An 18,099-nucleotide genomic window follows, 5' to 3' on the forward strand; every position below is an offset into this window, starting at 1 on the left:
CCGCGAATGCCCTCAGCCCGAACTGCCCAGCAGGCGAGGCCGGTTGTCCATCCTGCCACGCGAGCCGGCGCGTACGCCGGGGAGCTCTGCAGCCGAGCGTGACCGGCGCCACGCTCCGTGGCCTTACCATGGCGCGGTGCTGGTCAAGTGGATTCGCTGCACCGTGGTGGACCGCCGCGGCTTCGAGCGGGGGCAGCGAAAGTGGGCGGGGCTTCTGGGGGAGCCGGGATTTCGGGGGCAGGGTGGTGGCTGGAGTCGGGGGCGGCAGGGGGTGGTGCACGTCTTCTCGTTCTGGGAGAGCCGCTCCTTCTACGACTCCTTCATGGCCCGCTCCCACGACAGACTGGCGGCGGCCCAGTCGGGCACCTACAAGGACATGCAGGTCAAACTCTTCGACTACCGCTTCGATGTGAAGACCGGCTTCGAGCCGCGCTTCACCGACGCGGACCTAGTCCGGGTGGCGCACTGTCGTGTCCATGAGGATCGCGCCGAACACTTCACTCTGATGCAGGAGAAGGTCTGGAACCCCGCGATGGCCGGCTCTCCCGGGATGATCCGCGGGCTGTTCGGTGAGGCACCGGGCCATGAGTTCCTGGTGCTGTCGATGTGGCGGTCGGCCGCGGAGCACGGCAAGTACCGCACGGAGCGCGTGGAGCGCTTGGCGCTGCGAGCCCAGACAGAGGCGGACATCGCGGCTCTTACGGGTGACATCGTGGAGCTCGAACCGACCTGGACGGTTTGAATTCCGGACCGCTGAATCGTGCGCCCTGGTGTGGCCGGTGGTGCAGGAAGTGTGTGACCTACGCCGTATGGGGCCCGTCCGAGTGCTCGATCAGCCGTCACTCGATCTAGGGTCTTGGCATGGCACGACCACGGCGCATCGTCCTTGTCCGGCACGGCGAGTCAACGGGCAATGTTGATGACACCGTGTACGAGCGTGAGCCCGACCATGCTCTGGCCCTGACCGAGCGGGGCTGGCGGCAGGCCGAGGAGACGGGCAAAGGGCTGCGCGAGCTGTTCGGCCGTGAGCGGGTCAGCGTGTACGTCTCCCCTTACCGCCGTACGCACGAGACGCTGCGCGCCTTCCATCTGGATCCCGAGCTCATACGGGTGCGCGAGGAGCCCCGGCTGCGCGAGCAGGACTGGGGGAACTGGCAGGACCGCGACGACGTACGGCTCCAGAAGTCCTACCGGGACGCCTACGGCCACTTCTTCTACCGCTTCGCGCAGGGCGAGTCCGGCGCCGACGTGTACGACCGGGTCGGCGGCTTCCTGGAGAGCCTGTTCCGCAGTTTCGAGGCGCCCGACCACCCGCCGAACGTGCTGCTGGTCACCCATGGTCTGGCGATGCGGCTGTTCTGCATGCGCTGGTTCCACTGGACGGTCGCGGAATTCGAGTCGCTGTCGAACCCGGGGAACGGCGAGGTGCGGATGCTCGTTCTCGGGGAGGACGGCAAGTACACACTTGACCGGCCGTTCGAACGCTGGCGGGATCCGGAACCGTACGGGATCACCGGATAGAGTGGCAGGGCGATGACCGCTGACTCCTCTCCTCAAGGGCGCCTGGAGCGCGCCCTCGCCAGCCTGCGCGGACTCGCGGTGGGGGATGCGCTGGGCTCGCAGTTCTTCGTACCGGTGAACTATCCGCTGCTGAAGCGACGCGAGGTGCCGTCCGGCCCCTGGCAGTGGACGGACGACACGGAGATGGCCTGCTCCGTGGTCGCCGTTCTGGCCGCCCACCACCGCATCGACCAGGACGCGCTGGCCCGCTCCTTCGCCGAGCACCATGACTTCGACCGGGGCTACGGCCCTGCGGTCAACCGGCTGCTGCGCCTGGTCCGGGAGGGTGGCGACTGGCGCGAGCTGTCGGCCGCGCTCTTCAACGGACAGGGCTCCTGGGGCAACGGCGCCGCGATGCGCATCGCGCCGCTGGGTGCCTGGTACGCGGACGACCCGGAGCAGGCGACCCACCAGGCCGAGATCTCGGCCTACCCCACACACCAGCATCGCGAGGCCGTGGTCGGCGCCATGGCCGTCGCCGCGGCTGCCGCGCTGGCCGCCGCCCCCGGCGGCCCGCCCAGCCCTCCATCGCTCCTCGACGACGTCATCGCCCTCGTCCCGAAGAGTGCGGTCGGCGCGGGCCTGCGACGCGCCCGGGACATGCTCGACTACGGCGATGCGGCCACCGTCGCGGCCGTCCTGGGCTGCGGCCGGCGGACCACGGCCCACGACACGGTTCCCTTCGCGCTCTGGTCGGCCGCTCGGGCCCTCGGTGACTACGAGGAGGCCTTCTGGACGACCGCGCAGGTCGGCGGTGACGTGGACACCACGTGCGCCATTGTGGGCGGGGTGATCGGCTCCGGGAAGGCGGGCACGGCGCCCGCCGAGTGGGTGGAGCGGACAGAGGCACTTCCGCAGTGGGTGCCGACGGCCGCGTAGCGCGGTTCGCTGCGCTGCCCGAGCCCTCAATAACTTTCTGTGCCCGCCGGGAACTCTGCGTGACCGCTGGTCCGTTGTCGTGGCACTTGGTGTGTGGCCGCCGGGGCCGCGCACAGTGACGCGAGGCGCCCAGGGGGTGGAGACGTGGGGTTCCTGTCAGTGCTGGGCATGTTGTCGGTGGCAGCGGCTGCCGCGTGGGGCGGGCTTCGGCTGTCATGCGTCACCCGGGCCCGCCCGGCGTCGGTCGCCACGGGGTCAGTGCGGATGGCCGGCTCGGCGTCCTCGCAGGCGGTCCTCCGCTCGGAGTCCTCGCCGGCGGTCCCCCGGACGCGATCCGGCCATCCGCGGCTCCTCCCGGTCCCGGCCGGGTCAGCCGGCCATGGGACCCGCCGTCCCGGCGAGGGCTTCCAGGTCGCTCTTGCGGACCCGGATCACCAACCATGCGGAGGCCAGGGCGAGTACGGCCATCGCGGTGGCCGCCACGAAGCCCATCGAGATGCCCTGGGTGAGCACTTCGTGACCCCAGGGGCCGGGCAGTTGCTGGGTCTTGGCGAACTCCGCCTTCTGCTCGGCCGACCCCTCCGCCATGAACTTCGGCACCTGCTTCTCCGCCTCGTCCCTGCTGGCCGAGCCGAACACCGTCGTCAGGATGGACAGGCCGAGCGAACCGCCCACCTGTTGCGTGACGTTGAGCAGCCCGGACGCGGCACCGGCCTCGTGCTGGGCGACACCGGAAACCGCGGTGATCGTCAGCGTCACGAAGTTCAGACCCATGCCGAAGCCGAACAGCAGCATCGGCCCGAGCACTCCGCCGGCATACGAGCTGTCGGCGCTGATGAGGGTCTGCCAGGCCAGCCCGACCGCCACCAGGGCCGAGCCCACGAGCATGAACGGCTTGGGCCCGAGCACCGGCAGAAAACGCTGCGACAGGCCCGCGCCGAGCGCGATCACGACCGTCACGGGCAGAAAGGCGAGACCGGCCTCGATCGGGCTGTACTGCAGCACGTTCTGCACGAAGAGCACGATGTAGAAGAACATGCCGAACATCGCCGCGGCCAGGCTGAGCATGATCACATACGTGCCCGAGCGGTTGCGGTCGGCGAACATCCGGAGCGGGGTGATGGGCTCCTTGGCCCGCGACTCGATGAACGCGAAGGCCAGCAGCAGGACCACCGCGGCGACGAAGGAGCCGATGGTCAGGCTGTCCCGCCAGCCCTCGTCCGCCGCGCGGATGAAGCCGTAGACCAGGGACGCCATGCCCGCGGTCGAGGTGAGTGCGCCCGCTATGTCGAAGCGGCCGGTGTGCCGTTCGGACTCGCTGATGTACAGCGGCGTGAGTACGGCGATCACGATGCCGATCGGCACGTTGACGAAGAGCACCCACCGCCAGTCGAGCCACTCGGTGAGCATGCCGCCCGCGAGCAGACCGATGGCACCACCGCCCGCGGAGACGGCGGCGAAGACACCGAACGCGCGGTTGCGCTCCGGGCCTTCGGGGAACGTGGTGGTGATGAGAGCCAGGGAAGTGGGCGAGGCGATCGCGCCCCCCACGCCCTGGAGTACGCGTGCGGCCAGCAACTGCCAGGGTTCCTGGGCGAGTCCGCCCAGCAGCGAGGCGAGCGTGAACAACAGGATGCCGGTCATGAAGACCCGGCGGCGGCCCAGGATGTCACCGGCGCGGCCGCCGAGAAGCAGCAGACCGCCGAAGGTGAGTGTGTAGGCGCTGACGACCCAGGTGAGGTCGGTGGTGCTGAACTTGAGCGCGTCTTGAATGTGCGGAAGCGCGATGTTCACAATCGTCGCGTCGAGTACCACCATGAGTTGGCAGGCCGCGATGACGGTGAGCGCGATGCCGGGACGCCCTTCCCGGCGGGCCGCACCTGGTTTCTGGTCCTTGATCAACTGAGAGGTTGTCACTATGGGTCCCCCACAAGAGCGTTAGTGAACGCTCGCGTTCACTGTCGCGTCAACCGTAGTGAGTCCCCGCTAGTGAACGCAAGCGTTCACTGACGTCCGCACCCCGCGGTGTGTCCCCCTAGTTGCCGCGTGGTGCTCCCGCATCCCCGCACCCCCGCTTCCCTTGTCAGTTGGAGACGCTCAGATGGTTACCTCGCGCTGGAAGGCCGCCTCCGCTCAGACGGCCTCCCCCCGCCGGCGCGGCGCAGTGCTCGAACGTGCGATCCTCGATGCCGCGCTGGAGCAGCTCAGTACGGTCGGCTGGAACGGCCTCACCATGGAGGGCGTCGCCGCCGGTGCCCAGACCGGCAAGGCGGCCGTCTATCGTCGCTGGCCGTCCAAGGAGGACCTCGTCGCCGAGGCGTTGCGGGCCGGACTGCCGCGCTTCGAGTCGGCTCCCGACCTGGGAAGCGTGCGCGAGGATCTGCTCGCGCTGTGCCGCCAGGCGCGGGAGGCGATGTATTCACGCCCCGGTTTCGCGCTGCGGTCGGTCATTCACGAATGCGACACCATCCAGGCCGAACGCTTTCATGGTGTGATCTTCGAGGGGGTCGTCGAGCCGACCATCAAGTTGCTCCGGGAGGTCATCACCCGCGGAATTGAGCGGGGAGAGGTGCGGGGCGATGCGGCGAACGGCTATGTCTTCGACGTCATTCCGGCGATGATGATGTACCGATCAAAGATGTGCGCGAGCGAATGGGATGATCGGGACCTTGAGGAGATGATCGACCAGCTGATGGTTCCCCTGCTCCGTCCGACGGGCGTCTGAGCGGTCCCCGTACGAGCCTGGAGGTTGCTTCGGTGAACCAGGGTGTCGAAGCGGGTTCCGGGCGGCGTACGCTAAGGGCGCCATGCCGTACCAGCCACCCACTCACACCGTCGAGCGCTCCCTTCGAGCCACGACCGGAGCGAAGATCATTGCCGGTGTCGACGAGGTGGGGCGCGGCGCGTGGGCCGGCCCCGTCACCGTCTGTGCGGCGATCACCGGACTGCGTCGGCCCCCCGAAGGGCTCACCGACTCCAAGCTGCTCACCGTCAAACGGCGCACAGAGCTCGCCGAGGAGTTGCGCAAGTGGGTGACGTCGTACGCCCTCGGGCACGCCTCTCCGGAGGAGATCGACGGGCTGGGGATGACGGCCGCCCTGCGGCTCGCCGCGGTGCGTGCCCTGGAGGCCCTGCCGGTCCGCCCCGAAGCGGTGATCCTCGACGGAAAGCACAACTATCTCGGGGATCCCTGGAAGGTCCGCACGGTGATCAAGGGCGACCAGTCGTGCGTGGCGGTCGCGGCGGCCTCGGTGATCGCCAAGGTTCAGCGCGACAAAATGATGGCCGAACTGGGTATCGACCATGCAGACTTCGGTTTTGCGGACAACGCCGGGTATCCGTCGCCCGTGCACAAGGCCGCACTGGCGGAGCGGGGACCCACCCCGTACCACCGGTTGTCGTGGGCGTATCTTGATGCGCTGCCCCAGTGGCGGCACCTCAAGAAGGTCCGCAGCTGGGTGGAAGGAAGCGTTCCGGTGATCGAGGGGCAGCTCGGCTTCGATTTCTGACGATTCCGCTCGCACTTGTGTGCCACCCGCCGACGCGAGCCGTACCAGCGTTTGATAAATATCAGCTCATGCCTCTCATTCCCGAGGAGCCTCAGATTCACGAGAGTGCCCAGGGTCCCCGCGCCACTCCGGCCAGCGGCCGCACCGCGCCGACCCCCCGCCCCGTACCCGGCCCCCGCCCCGCGGCTCCGTCGCGTCCCGGTCGACCCGGTCCCCAGCGGCCGACGCCGCCGGTGCAACGCACGCCGCGGGACGTGGCCGTGGCCAAGCCCGCGCCGTCGGGCCCGGCTGCCCCTGCGGCCTCCACTCCGGCTGCGGCGACTCCGCAGATCCAGCTGGTCCCGGCCTCGCCGGACGGTGCGCTCGACGCCGCCGAGGAAGCCGTCGACCTGCTCCTGGAGTCGGGTCGCGCCCCCGGTGACGTGCTGGTGATCACCACGGGCGAGCAGCACCCGTGGGCCGCCCACGAGCTGTCCTTCGGCGAAGCGTCCTACTGGGCGCAGCACGACGCGGGCGACGACGTGTTCTACGCCGACGCGTCCGTGGCCGAGCGTGCCGCCGCGCGACCCGTGATCGTCGTTGCCGTCAACGGCGGCCCCGACACCGCTGCGGCCGACGCCCTGCCACTGGCCCTCAGCCGGGCCGGCGCCCTGCTGATCGTGTGCGGAGACCCGCAGCGGATCAACTCGGTGCTCGGCGCCGGCGTCTGAGCCGGTTCCGGCTCGCCGGGGGACACTCCGCGGGACACCGGGGGACAGGACGCCGCTGCGGCGGCGTCTGCACGGCCGGGCTTCGCCGATGTTGCCAGGCTGCGGGCCTGGCTCAGCCGGGCCTTCGGCGTGCGCGGACGAGTGGGGAGCTCGCCGTCCGTGGACGAGAGGGAGGTTCGCCGTCTGTGGACGAGTGGGAGGTTCGCCGTCTGTGGACGAGCGGGGAGTTCGCCGAGCGCAGGCCACCGTCGGTTCGGGACTTGGACTCATGCCGTACGGCTGAGTCGTCGTGGGGGCTCCAGACGCGCGGGCAGGCCAGTTCGCCGGGTGCATGACGCTGCGACGGGCCCGGGCGGGAGTTCTCGAATCGGTTCACCGAGTCAGCTGAGCGGACCCGTCGGGCGGCCGCTCGGCGACGCTCGGGGCGACCTGGTCGTCGCATTGCGGGCGTCGTATCGCGTCGGCCCTACAGCGCGCTCGTGCCGCTGGTCGAGAACTCCCGCCGGAGTCCTCAGCGAGCCGCCGCGCGTCGCAGCACCTCCGAGGCCGCGCCGCCGGTGCGGGGCGCCGGGAGCGGTGACTCGGAGGTGGCGAAGGGCTCCGGCGGCGAGTCGGCGTTGGGACGGCGGCCGCCGCGCCCCTCGCCGAGGACCTGCCAGCCATCACGGGTCAGCGTGATGTACGCCCCGCAGCGCAGACCGTGCAGAGTGCACGCGTCACGCAGACCCCACATCCACGCGCCGTCCTCCTCCGTCCAACGGGCGTCGCCCTCACGGCAGTAGAGCAGCACAGCGGTGCGCACAGGGGTGCGGCGCCGTAGATCGTGCGGGATGACCCGGCGCAACTGGGCGAGCAGCGCGTTGCGGAACATCCAGCCGTCGGCCGGGGCCGGACGACGGGTGAATGAGGCGCTCGCACGCAGCCTCTCGTCCGGGTCGAGTACGGCCACGATCGCGGTCGCCGGTCTGGGGCGGTGCCGTGAGTGCAGACCGCTGACGACCTCGCGGGGGTTGCGCAGCAGGGGGATGCCCGCGGCGGCCCACTCCGCGGGTTCGAGCATGCGGGCCAGAGGGTTGGCGGATGCGGCGGACAGGTCGGCTGACGTCGACATGGATGCCGCGGAGGACGGAGCGAATCCGAAGGTCACGGTCCTCCCTTCGGCTACGCGCCCACACTGCGGGCGAGGTCGGATTCGGGGGAGCGCGCACCGCAGCAGAGCCCTACCGGATCACGGACGAGCCGTGCGGGGAGCGGACTTCAATTCTTCCTGTCGAACTTGAATGCGGCAACGAGCAATTGGGACCACCGACCGATATCTGATGGTGCGCGGGTTATATCCCTACCCCGAGCGTCACTGCGCGACGCACGGGTTGACCGTGCATCACGGGCCGCGTCGGCCGCGATCACCCCTGCACGGCCAGGACCAATGGCATCACCGCATGTGCACCGGCACGTCGGAGCATGCGTGCCGCGACCGCCAGCGTCCAACCGGTCTCGGTGAAGTCGTCCACCAGAAGCACGGGTCCTGGGGTCTCCGCGAGAGCCGAGGCGAGGGCGGGCGGCACGCTCAGCGCGCCGTCGAGCGCCTTCAGGCGCTGGGCGCTGTTGCTCCGCGAGGCCTGTGGTGCCTCCCCGTTGTACTCCAGGGAACCCAGTAGCGGGAGTCTGCCGACCTCCGCGATGCGCGCGCCCAGTGAGTGGATCAGTTGCGGACGGGTGCGTGAAGCGACCGTGACCACACCGACAGGGCGCGGTGGCGCGTCCTGGGCGCCGGAGGCCCAGCCGCTCGGGCCCTTGGCCCAGTCGACCAGTACGCCCACGACAGCCTTGGCCACGTCGTCGGGCACGGGCCCGTCCGGGGCGTGGGGCGCGAGCATCGGACGCAGCCGGTTGCCCCAGCCGATGTCCGACAGCCGCCCCAACGCCCGCCCCGATGCGGCTTGTTCACCGGCCGGGATGCGTCCCTTGAGCTCGACACCGATCGCCGGAAGCCCGGTCGGCCACATACGGCGCGGCTCCACTTCCACTCCCGCCCGGCCGAGGTCGACGCGGGCGGCGTCCAGCGCGGCCGTCGACGTGTCGGCGGTGAACCGGGCCCCCGCGCAGTTGTCGCAGCGACCGCAGGGCTTGGCACCCTCGTCGTCCAGCTGACGCTGCAGGAACTCCATCCGGCAGCCCGTCGTCGAGGCGTACTCGCGCATCGCCTGCTGCTCGGCCTTGCGCTGCCGGGCGACCCAGTCGTACCGCTCGGTCTCGTACGTCCACGGCTGCCCGGTCGCGATCCAGCCGCCCTTGACCCGGCGCACGGCGCCGTCCACATCGAGGACCTTGAGCATGGTTTCCAGGCGCGAGCGGCGCAGCTCCACCAAGGGCTCCAGCGCCGGCAGCGACAGCGGCCTGTCCGCGCGCGCGAGGACGTCGAGGGTGCGGCGCACCAGGTCCTCCGAGGGGAAGGCCAGTGAGGCGAAGTACTGCCAGATGGCCTCGTCCTCCTGGCCAGGAAGGAGGAGCACCTCGGCGTGCTCGACGCCGCGGCCGGCGCGGCCGACCTGCTGGTAGTAGGCGATGGGGGAGGAGGGCGAGCCGAGGTGCACCACGAAGCCAAGGTCGGGCTTGTCGAACCCCATGCCGAGCGCGGACGTGGCGACCAGGGCCTTGACCTTGTTGCCCAGCAGGTCGTCCTCGGCCTGCTGACGGTCGGCGTTCTCCGTCTTGCCGGTGTAGGAGGCGACCGCGTGTCCGCGATGCCGCAGGAAGGCCGTGACCTCCTCGGCGGCGGCCACGGTGAGTGTGTAGATGATCCCCGAGCCCGGCAGATCGTCGAGGTGGTCGGCGAGCCAGGCCATCCGGTGCGCGGCGTCCGGCAGACGCAGGACGCTCAGCCTCAGGCTGTCCCGGTCCAGTGGACCGCGCAGCACCAGGGCGTCCGATGTGCTCCCGGTGCCGAGTTGTTCGGCGACATCGGCGGTCACGCGCGCGTTGGCGGTGGCGGTCGTCGCGAGGACGGGCACTCCCGGCGGGAGATCGGACAGCATGGTGCGCAGCCGTCGGTAGTCCGGCCGGAAGTCGTGGCCCCAGTCCGAGATACAGTGCGCCTCGTCGACCACGAGCAGGCCGGTCGCCGCGGCCAGCTTGGGCAGCACCTGGTCGCGGAAGTCCGGGTTGTTGAGGCGTTCGGGGGAGACCAGCAGAACGTCGACGTCGCCCGCGGCGATCTCGTGCTGAATCGTCTCCCACTCCTCGGTGTTGGAGGAGTTAATGGTTCGGGCGTGGATGCCGGCCCGGGCCGCAGCCTCGACCTGGTTGCGCATCAGTGCGAGCAACGGGGAGACGATCACCGTGGGGCCGCTGCCGCGGGCGCGCAGCAGGGACGTGGCCACGAAGTAGACCGCGGACTTGCCCCAGCCCGTGCGCTGCACGACCAGAGCACGGCGTCTGTCGGCGACGAGTGCCTCGATCGCCCGCCACTGGTCCTCGCGCAGCCGGGCCCCTCCCGTGGCGTCCCCGACGAGACGGGCGAGGACCGCGTCGGCGGCCGCCCGGAGATCCGCGTTGCTCGTGTGCTCCATGAGTCCATACAACAGGACGGCACTGACATCCGGGGGCCGGGTGGGGTCGAGGCTCTGACCGGCGGTGGCTCTGACGGGAGGTGGCCCTGGCGAGCAAAAGTCCGGAGTACCAGTCCCCGCGTGACGGTGTCGCTGCCGGACCTGCCGGGCCCAGCTCGACCCGGGAGGAAAGGAGATCGACCCTCGCCAGCCCCCGAGTTGTCGTGTCCCTGGTCGGACTTATCCACAGGTCAAAGCGGAACCTCGCGATCCGCGAGATCGTCGGCGCATGACGAACCACGAAACGACCGGATCGCCCGAGAACGACGACACCGCGGGCAGCGAGCAGCACCTCGCCCCCGGGGCAACCGACCCGAACGACGCCCCTGAGGTACATAACGACGCCCCTGACGTACATGACATGCGGGGTGAGCAGGCCGAGAACCGAGGATGCCCGCAACACCCCGACCCACGCGACAGCACCACGCACGTAGGGCACCCGCCCGAGCACCAGGTCACCCTGCGCACCCCGGCCGAACTGGCCGACGCCCTGCCGTATCTCCTCGGGTACCGCCCGGAGGACAGCATCGTGCTCGTCGCCCTGCACGACAGGGATGGCCGCGGCCGCTTCGGCGGCCGGGCACGGCTCGGTATTCCCGCGAGTGCGGCCGACTGGGACTCCGCAGCCGGGCAGCTGGCCCACGGACTGGTGACGGGCAGCGAGCGCAGGGGAGCCCGGCCCGAGCAGATGGTCGCCTTCCTCTGCCAGGAACCGGCGAAGGGCGAGACAGGCCTACAAGTCATGGAACGCCTGCGCCCCCTGGCTCAGAAGATGCGCGTGGCGTGCGGAAGCCTGGACGTGCCGGTGATCGAGGCCCTGTGCATCTCGGAGGGCCGCTTCTGGTCGTACTGCTGCGACAGGGAAGAGTGCTGCCCGCCCGAGGGCCGACCGATGGGCCTGCCCGGTACGTCCGTGCTGGCTGCCGCGGCCACCTATGCCGGACTTCAGGTGCGCGGCACACTGCGCGAGTTGCGGGCCAGGCTGCTCCCCTGGGAGACCGCCGCCGCTCTGGAGCAGGAGATTGCCCTGGACACCGTCGGCATGGCGCTGGTCCCGAGGATCCTCGACGACGCGACCCGCGAGGGCGTGGCAGCGGAGACGCTGGAGCTGGCCGAACGGCTCATGAGCCGGTTCGCCGCGGCCCCGCCCGTGTCCGGGACGCTCACCGCGGATCTCCGCGACGACGAACTGCTCGGACATGACGAAGCCGCCAGACTCATTCTGGGCCTGCAGGACCGAACGACCCGCGACTACGCGGCCGAGTGGATGGAGGGCGACGAGGCCGGCCCCGCCCTACGGCTCTGGCGAGCACTGGCCCGCCGCTGTGTCGGACCGTACAGCGAGCACGCCGCGGCACCCCTCACTCTCGCCGGCTGGGTCGCCTGGTCCACCGGCGACGATCTGGAGGCCCGAGAGGCCCTCGCCATGGCACTGGGCGCCGACTCCGACTACCTCTTCGCGCGTCTGCTGCACCAGGCCTGCAACGAGGGTCTGGACCCCGAGTCGATCCGCCGCTGCCTGCGTGCGGAGCGTGGAGAACGCGAGAGGAAGGGCGCCGGGCGGCTCGCCGAGCCGGCGGACACCGAAGTGCCGGTACGAGGCGAGGCGGTGGAGTCCGCGCAGACGTCGGCGGCGGGTGATCGTCGCCGGTCTCGGCACCCTGAGGGTTCGGCCGGCAGGCTCCCTCGGGCCAATCGGGCCGCCGGGCGAGAGCAGGGGGCGAGCGCTTCCCGCCCGCGTACGGCGGGCGGCACGCATCCGGCTGCTCCGCGCCCGGGCGGCACGGCTCCGCGTAGCTCGAGGAGTACGCCTCCGCACAGCTCCAGGAGTACGGCGCCGCGCAGCTCCAGGACGACGGCTCCGCGTACGAAGAGTGCCGCTCCGCGCACCTCGAACAAGGCAACCGTGCGTCGGAGCGAGCCCCGACCGGGGGGCGTACGTCCCGGAAACGCGAGCACCGAGGGGGACGCGTGAGCCGTCGGGGGCGGAGCACTGACGGATGTCGTCGAAGTGACGGCCGTTTCAGGCAGCCCATGGATCGCTGCCGAGCAGGTGACAGTGCGGGAGGTGACGGCCGTCAAGGAGACGGTGGTCGCGGCGCGAGGCGTGCGGGCCGTCCAAGGAGCGGCGTCCCTTACGCGGGTCGCCACGACCAGTCCCGTGATCCGAGCCAGCACAAACAACAGCCGCCGGCCGAGTACCTGCGCATCGGCACCCCGGAGGGCAGCCTCAGCATGCCTGGCGAACGTCGTGAACGTGGTGACGGTGGTGACCGGGGTGAACGCGGTGGCCCCACGGCGGGGTTACCCCGTCACAGGCGTGACCCGGAGGAGTCCCTCCCCGTTCACCTGAGTGGCGGAACGCCTGGCCCGGCCGTGCCGCCGTACCGCCCCTGTCACTACGGAGCCCCCAGCCGACGCCGCACCCACCCGAGGCGTACCGAGCGCAGAGGAAGCCGCCCCATGCCACAGCCGACTCCGCCCTCCCCGGCCGCCCACGAGCGCTTGCCGGCTGGTGGGTCAGTCCCGTCCCCCAGGCTGGGCGCGGGGTCGTCCCCGGTCGGGGGCGCTGCGGGTCGGCGCGCACCCAACTTCCCGAGCGATCTCCCGCGCAGCTCCCCACCGACCGACCACGACTGGTCCACGCCGGTCTCGGCGGACCAGGAGCGCTCCTTTGCCCGATCAGTGGACCGGAGCCCACAGCATGACCGGCGGCCGATGGCAGGCCAAGAGGGTCGCCCCGGCCCGTCGGAGGGGCGGGCCGAGCACTCCTGGCAGCAGCCAAGGCCGACAAGCCAGAATCCCTCACCATCTTGGGACGTGAGCGAGGGCCCCACATCTACACCACTTGTCGGCCCGGCACGGCGCTCCCGCCCGCCTCATGACGCCCCCTCGTCCGCTCAGCCGCCCACCGCGCGTCGGCTCGCCGACCTGCCTCCCACTCACAACACCTTGATGTGCGTCGCCCTCCCGGGCCTCGTGATCTCCACGGAGCAGGGCCAGTTGACCGGCCGGGGACTCGAAGGCTTCTACCGCGCGGGTCGGCGTCTGCTCTCGCGTTGCCAGATCCGTGTGGCCGGACGCGAGCCGCTCGCCGTCCAGGCCCGGATGACCGCGGCCGACCGCGCCCGCTTCGTCGGCACGCTGCGCACCTCCCCGCAGGCCGGACCGGACCCGGACGTGGTTGTCGAGCGGACACGTCACGCTGACGGCACCGAGCGGATCACGCTGCACAGCGCGGCCGTCCGACCGCTGCGTGTACCGGTCGAGGTCGCTCTGGGCACGGATCTGGCCGACCTCGGTGCGATCGTGCACGGCACCACTGGACCGGAACTGCCCGCAAGCGTCCACGACTCCGGCCTGCGCTGGTCGTCCGCCAAGGGGTCCACGGCAGTGACGGCCGACCCGCCGCCCACCGACGCGCTGGCTTCCGCCGGTCTGCTGCGCTGGGAGCTCGCACTGCTCCCGGGCGGCAGCGCGAGCATCGAGTTGCGGGTGCGGCAGGACGGGGTGGGCCCCGTGCGCGCAGTGGGCCGAGCGGCGACCAGCCCGCTGGTCACCGCGCGGGCGGCCGGCGACGATCCCCGGGTGGCGGCGCTGCTGCGGACGAGCATCGAGGACCTCCAGGCCCTGCTGCTGCGCGACCCCGCACATCCCGCCGACACGCATCTGGCGGCTGGAGCGCCCTGGCGCTGCGGTCTGGCCCCTGCCGAGGCCCTCGCCGCGGCTCGGATGACCCTGCCCCTGGGCACCCGGCTCGCCGCCGGCACCCTGCGCACCCTCGCCCGGACCCAACTCCGCGCCCAGGGACCGCGGTCCGGCATGATCCCCGGGCCGAGACGGGACGCGGGCACGCATCTGCCCCCGGGCTGCACGGGCACGGAGGCCACGCTGCTCTTCCCCACGCTGCTCGCGGAAGCCCGGCGCTGGGGGCTGCCCGAGCCCGAGATCGAGGAACTCCTCCCGGCGGCCGAGCGGTGCCTGACCTGGCTGCGGAGCACTGTGGGCGACGGCTCGTATCTGTCCGACCCGCGCCCCGGTGGGCCTGTCCGCTGTGAGACCCAGGCTCATGCCCACCGTGCGGCACTGCTCGGCGCCGATCTGCTCGACGCCTGCGGCAGACCTGGCGGTGCCGAGCTGCGGCACTGGGCGGAGGCGCTGCGGACGGCGTTCCGCGCGGACTTCTGGATCGACGACCTGGGAGGCGGCCGGCCCGCGGCGGCCCGCGCCCCGGACGGACGCCTCGTGCCGCATCTTGGCGCTGCCGCCGTCCACCTTCTCGACACCGGCCTGCTGGGCGGAGGGGAACAGGCCCCCGGCCTGCTCGACAAGGTGCAGACCGAACAGCTCGCCCGGCTGCTCGGTGGACCGGCCATGGACTCGGGCTGGGGCCTTCGTGGACTGGGCGTGAAGGAGGCGGGCCACAACCCGTTCGGTCACCGCAGTGGTGCGGTCCGGGTCCATGAGACGGCGATCGCCGTCGCCGGCCTTGCCGCGGCGGACTACGAGAAGGAGGCGAGTGCGCTGCTGCGGGGCGTACTGGCGGCCGCGGAGGCGTTCGGCCATCGGCTGCCCGACATGTACGCGGGGGAGCAGCGCATCGACGGCAGTGCCCCCCTCCCGCACCCGGCGGCCTGCCGACCCGCGGCCACCGCGGCGGCGGCCGGGGTGCTGTTGCTGACCACGCTCGCGGGCATCCGCCCGGACGCCCCCGCGGAGACGGTGACGCTGCGGCCGATACGCAGTGCGCCGCTCGGCGAGATCGTCCTGACGGGCCTGCGAGTCGCCGGCGCCCCCTTCTCCGTACGCGTCAGCAGACTGGGCCTCGCCATGGTCGAGGAGGCGGCCGACGGGCTGCAACTGCGAGCGTGACCTCGTACGACGCCATTCGGCATGACCATGGGAGGAGATGCTGGGGCTCATACCGGGCCGAATTGGATCAGCTGCCGCCGGGGCCGACGAAGGGAGTGCTTATCGTCAGGCAGACGACTATGATCGCCGCATGCCCTACGACCCGTCAGCCTTTCCGCCCTTTGCCGTCACCGTGGACCTGGTCGTACTGACCGTGCGCCGCCATGCTCTGTGCGCGCTGGCGGTGCGCAGGGGCGAACCGCCGTTCCAGGGGCGCTGGGCACTGCCCGGTGGGTTCGTACGGGCCGACGAGGACCTGGCGCAGGCCGCCGCGCGCGAATTGGCCGAGGAGACCGGGCTGCGCGCCCACGACCCGGCCGCCCCGGCACAGGACAACGGCGCCCACCTGGAGCAGCTCGCGACCTACGGCGACCCCAAGCGGGATCCCCGGATGCGGGTGGTCAGCGTCGCCCACCTCGCGCTCGCCCCCGACCTGCCCGCACCGCGCGCGGGAGGCGACGCCAGCAATGCCCGCTGGGCCCCGGTCGACGAACTGCTGCAGCAGGGCGGCTACGGCCGCGACGGCGAGCCGGTGGCGCCGCTCGCCTTCGACCACGCGCAGATCCTGGCCGACGGTGTGGAACGCGCCCGCTCCAAGATCGAGTACTCGTCCCTGGCCACGGCGTTCTGCCCCACCGAGTTCACCGTCGGCGAGTTGCGCCGTGTCTACGAGGCGGTGTGGGGAGTGGCGCTCGACCCGCGCAACTTCCACCGCAAGGTGACCGGCACGCCGGGCTTCCTCGTCCCCACCGGCGGCACCACCACCCGTCAGGGCGGTCGCCCCGCCCAGCTCTTCCGGGCCGGCGGAGCCACGCTGCTCAACCCCCCGATGCTGCGCCCCGAGGTCTGACGCGAGAGCAGGACCGCGACGCCGGTCCGGACGTGAATCCGGCGGTCCGGACCCGCGAGTGGAGGCGAACAGGGGTCCGAGCGAAGCGAGTGCGCTTGCGAGCTGGCCTTGCGCTGCCCGAAAAAACGGACATAACGCGCTATCTTGCTACGGGTGATCGAGGCCATCGGATTGACCAGCAACCCTCGCAAGGAGCTTCCCCCCGCCGTCGACGACGTTTCCTTCGAGGCCCGCGCGGGCCATGTCACCGCGCTGCTCGGGGCGCCGGGAGCGGGCAAGACGACGGTGCTCAGACTCATGCTCGAGCTCCAACGCGGCTGTGGCATCACCTACTTCAGGGGCCGCCCCCTGCACCGCATCGCCCATCCCTCGCGCGAAGTCGGTGTGCTTCTGGGCGATGTCCCCGGGCACCCGGCCCGCACGGTCCGCGGCCATCTGCGCATGCTGTGCGCCGCCGCGGGCGTGCCGGCCCGGCGCGCCGACGAAGTCCTGGAGGTGGTGGGCCTCGTCAGCCTGGGCGAGGAACGCCTCGCCACCCTCTCGCGCGGCATGGACCGCCGCCTCGGTCTGGCCTGCGCCCTGCTCGCCGACCCGCACACACTCGTGCTCGACGATCCCGCGGGCGGGCTCTCGACCCGCGAGAGCCGCTGGCTCTACGGCATGCTGCGCGCACACGCGGCCCAGGGCGGCACGGTTCTGCTGACCACGGCCGACCCCAAGGAAGCCGCCCGCAACGCCGACCGGGTCGTCACGCTGGAGCGGGGCAGACTCGTCGCCGACCAGGAAGCCGCCGAATTCTCCCGCACCCGGCTGCGCCCCCGCGTCGCCGTCCGCACCCCCCACGCCCCCCGCCTCGCCGCCCTGCTCGCCAAGGAGGCGCGCACCGCACAACGCTCCGTCGAGGTCGTGCGCGAGGGTGGCAACCGCCTCTCCGTGTACGGCAGCACCTGCGCCGACGTCGGCGAGACCGCGTTCCGCCACGGCATCCTCGTACACCAACTCGCCGACGAGATCGGCGACATGGGGCCTGACGCCGCGGCGCGCCCGGCCGAGCCGCGAGCCGACAAGGCGGCGCGGACGCCCGACGCGGCATCGGCCGCGGCCCCGCAGAAGGCGTCCGCAGAGGCTCCCCGCGCAGCAGCGGGTGAGCCGCCGTCGGCCGGTGCGTCCGCAAGCGGTGACGGGTCTTCGTCCCAGGCCGCCGGTTCGCGCCCGTCGGCCGCCTCCGCCGATGGTCTGCCCGAGCTCCCTCCCCCGATCTCCGTCCGCCCCGCCCCCAGCCCCCTCCGCCCCCTCCGTTACGAGCTCCGTCGCGCCGCCGGCGTCGGCACGGGGTTCCTCACCGCGGCCGCCGTGCTCGTGGTGTCCGCCCTCACCGCCGTACTGCTGGCCCGGATCGGGCACACGCCGCAGCCGCGCCTGCTGGTCGCGTGGCCGCAGGAGCTCCCGCTGCCGCCCGCGGCGCTCGGAGCCGGGCTGCTCGGCGCGATCGCGTTCGGCGACGAGTTCCGTCACCCCGCCCTGGCCGCGGATCGCGGCACCGTCCCCCGCCGGCTGGGGCTGCTGGCCGCGAAACTTCTCGTCGCCTCCGCCGTCGCGCTGGCGCTGGCCGTGCTCACCGTGGGCTGCGACGCCGAAGTGCTCTACCTCGTATACGGACCGGAGCTGGCGAAGGTTCCCGCCGACTGGCTTTCGCTGAGCGCGAGTTGGATCGGGCTCGTGGTCGGCTGCGCCTGGGCCGGCGTGCTGGCCGCGGGTCTCTTCCGGTCCACCACGGCCGGGCTCGCGGCGGTGGTCGCCGTACCCGTCGCCGTCGTCCCCCTCGTGCAGAAGGCCCTGGAAGGGCCGTCCGTGCGGACGGCGGCCGGGTTTCCGCTGCGGCTGCGCGAGGTGGTCCTCTCCCAGTGGCCGTTCGGGGGAGAGCGCTATCTGGCCGCCGTCGCGCGCGTGGTCGCCCAACCCGTCGGCGGCGCACTGACGTTGTCGCTGACCGCCCTGCTCTGTGCCTATCTGCTCACAACCGTGCGTAGCAGGGTCCGATGACGACCGTCCGTGCTCTTCCCGGTTCTGTC

General features: G+C 71.6%; 13 protein-coding genes. 10 read left to right on the forward strand and 3 right to left on the reverse strand.

The annotated features are described in order from the left end of the window. The first annotated feature begins 136 nt into the window (after window positions 1-136). The 3 genes from AQI70_RS13915 (at window position 137) to AQI70_RS13925 (ending at window position 2,439) form a co-directional block, all read left to right on the forward strand. On the forward strand, window positions 137-742 hold the full coding sequence (locus tag AQI70_RS13915; RefSeq protein ID WP_062148531.1) for a YdbC family protein: 606 nt from the start codon (window positions 137-139) through the stop codon (window positions 740-742). A gap of 119 nt (window positions 743-861) precedes the next feature. Continuing rightward, on the forward strand, window positions 862-1,521 hold the full coding sequence (locus AQI70_RS13920; RefSeq protein ID WP_037886324.1) for a histidine phosphatase family protein: 660 nt from the start codon (window positions 862-864) through the stop codon (window positions 1,519-1,521). A gap of 12 nt (window positions 1,522-1,533) precedes the next feature. Next, window positions 1,534-2,439: an ADP-ribosylglycohydrolase family protein gene (locus tag AQI70_RS13925; protein ID WP_062148534.1), complete on the forward strand. Its 906-nt coding sequence runs from the start codon at window positions 1,534-1,536 to the stop codon at window positions 2,437-2,439. 369 nt (window positions 2,440-2,808) lie between these two features. Here AQI70_RS13925 and AQI70_RS13930 read toward each other — a convergent pair whose 3' ends face one another. After that, window positions 2,809-4,356, reverse strand: coding sequence for an MFS transporter (locus AQI70_RS13930; protein ID WP_062148537.1), 1,548 nt, complete (start codon window positions 4,354-4,356; stop codon window positions 2,809-2,811). A gap of 184 nt (window positions 4,357-4,540) precedes the next feature. Here AQI70_RS13930 and AQI70_RS13935 point away from each other — a divergent pair, with 184 nt between their 5' ends. The 3 genes from AQI70_RS13935 to AQI70_RS13945 all read left to right on the forward strand — a co-directional run bounded on the left by AQI70_RS13935 (window position 4,541) and on the right by AQI70_RS13945 (window position 6,658). Beyond that, window positions 4,541-5,164: a TetR/AcrR family transcriptional regulator gene (locus AQI70_RS13935; RefSeq protein ID WP_062148540.1), complete on the forward strand. Its 624-nt coding sequence runs from the start codon at window positions 4,541-4,543 to the stop codon at window positions 5,162-5,164. An 82-nt stretch (window positions 5,165-5,246) separates the two neighbouring features. Continuing rightward, entirely contained in the window at window positions 5,247-5,948 is a 702-nt protein-coding gene (locus tag AQI70_RS13940) for a ribonuclease HII (RefSeq protein WP_062148543.1), read from the forward strand. A 68-nt stretch (window positions 5,949-6,016) separates the two neighbouring features. Beyond that, window positions 6,017-6,658 carry a hypothetical protein gene (locus AQI70_RS13945; protein WP_079051292.1) on the forward strand — a complete coding sequence of 214 codons (642 nt, stop codon included), beginning with the start codon at window positions 6,017-6,019 and terminating at the stop codon, window positions 6,656-6,658. Window positions 6,659-7,169: 511 nt separating this feature from the next. Here AQI70_RS13945 and AQI70_RS13950 read toward each other — a convergent pair. Both AQI70_RS13950 and AQI70_RS13955 read right to left on the reverse strand, forming a co-directional pair. Then, window positions 7,170-7,805: a hypothetical protein gene (locus tag AQI70_RS13950; protein WP_062148549.1), complete on the reverse strand. Its 636-nt coding sequence runs from the start codon at window positions 7,803-7,805 to the stop codon at window positions 7,170-7,172. A 256-nt stretch (window positions 7,806-8,061) separates the two neighbouring features. Continuing rightward, window positions 8,062-10,227 (reverse strand): RecQ family ATP-dependent DNA helicase, encoded by a 2,166-nt coding sequence (locus AQI70_RS13955; protein WP_062148552.1) that lies wholly within the window; start codon window positions 10,225-10,227, stop codon window positions 8,062-8,064. A gap of 268 nt (window positions 10,228-10,495) precedes the next feature. On the opposite strand from AQI70_RS13955, the gene AQI70_RS13960 reads away from it, so the two are divergent. The 4 genes from AQI70_RS13960 to AQI70_RS13975 all read left to right on the forward strand — a co-directional run bounded on the left by AQI70_RS13960 (window position 10,496) and on the right by AQI70_RS13975 (window position 18,070). Further along, window positions 10,496-12,241, forward strand: a complete 1,746-nt coding sequence (locus AQI70_RS13960) for a DUF4192 domain-containing protein (RefSeq protein ID WP_062148556.1) — start codon at window positions 10,496-10,498, stop codon at window positions 12,239-12,241. A 980-nt stretch (window positions 12,242-13,221) separates the two neighbouring features. Continuing rightward, a complete protein-coding gene (locus AQI70_RS13965; protein ID WP_062148559.1) occupies window positions 13,222-15,138 on the forward strand; it encodes a glycogen debranching N-terminal domain-containing protein in 1,917 nt (638 codons plus the stop codon). 130 nt (window positions 15,139-15,268) lie between these two features. Then, on the forward strand, window positions 15,269-16,027 hold the full coding sequence (locus AQI70_RS13970) for an NUDIX hydrolase (RefSeq protein WP_003997341.1): 759 nt from the start codon (window positions 15,269-15,271) through the stop codon (window positions 16,025-16,027). A 153-nt stretch (window positions 16,028-16,180) separates the two neighbouring features. Then, on the forward strand, window positions 16,181-18,070 hold the full coding sequence (locus AQI70_RS13975; RefSeq protein WP_062148561.1) for an ABC transporter ATP-binding protein: 1,890 nt from the start codon (window positions 16,181-16,183) through the stop codon (window positions 18,068-18,070). Window positions 18,071-18,099 lie beyond the last annotated feature (29 nt).

This window comes from Streptomyces curacoi (assembly GCF_001513975.1).
Lineage (GTDB): Bacteria > Actinomycetota > Actinomycetes > Streptomycetales > Streptomycetaceae > Streptomyces > Streptomyces curacoi.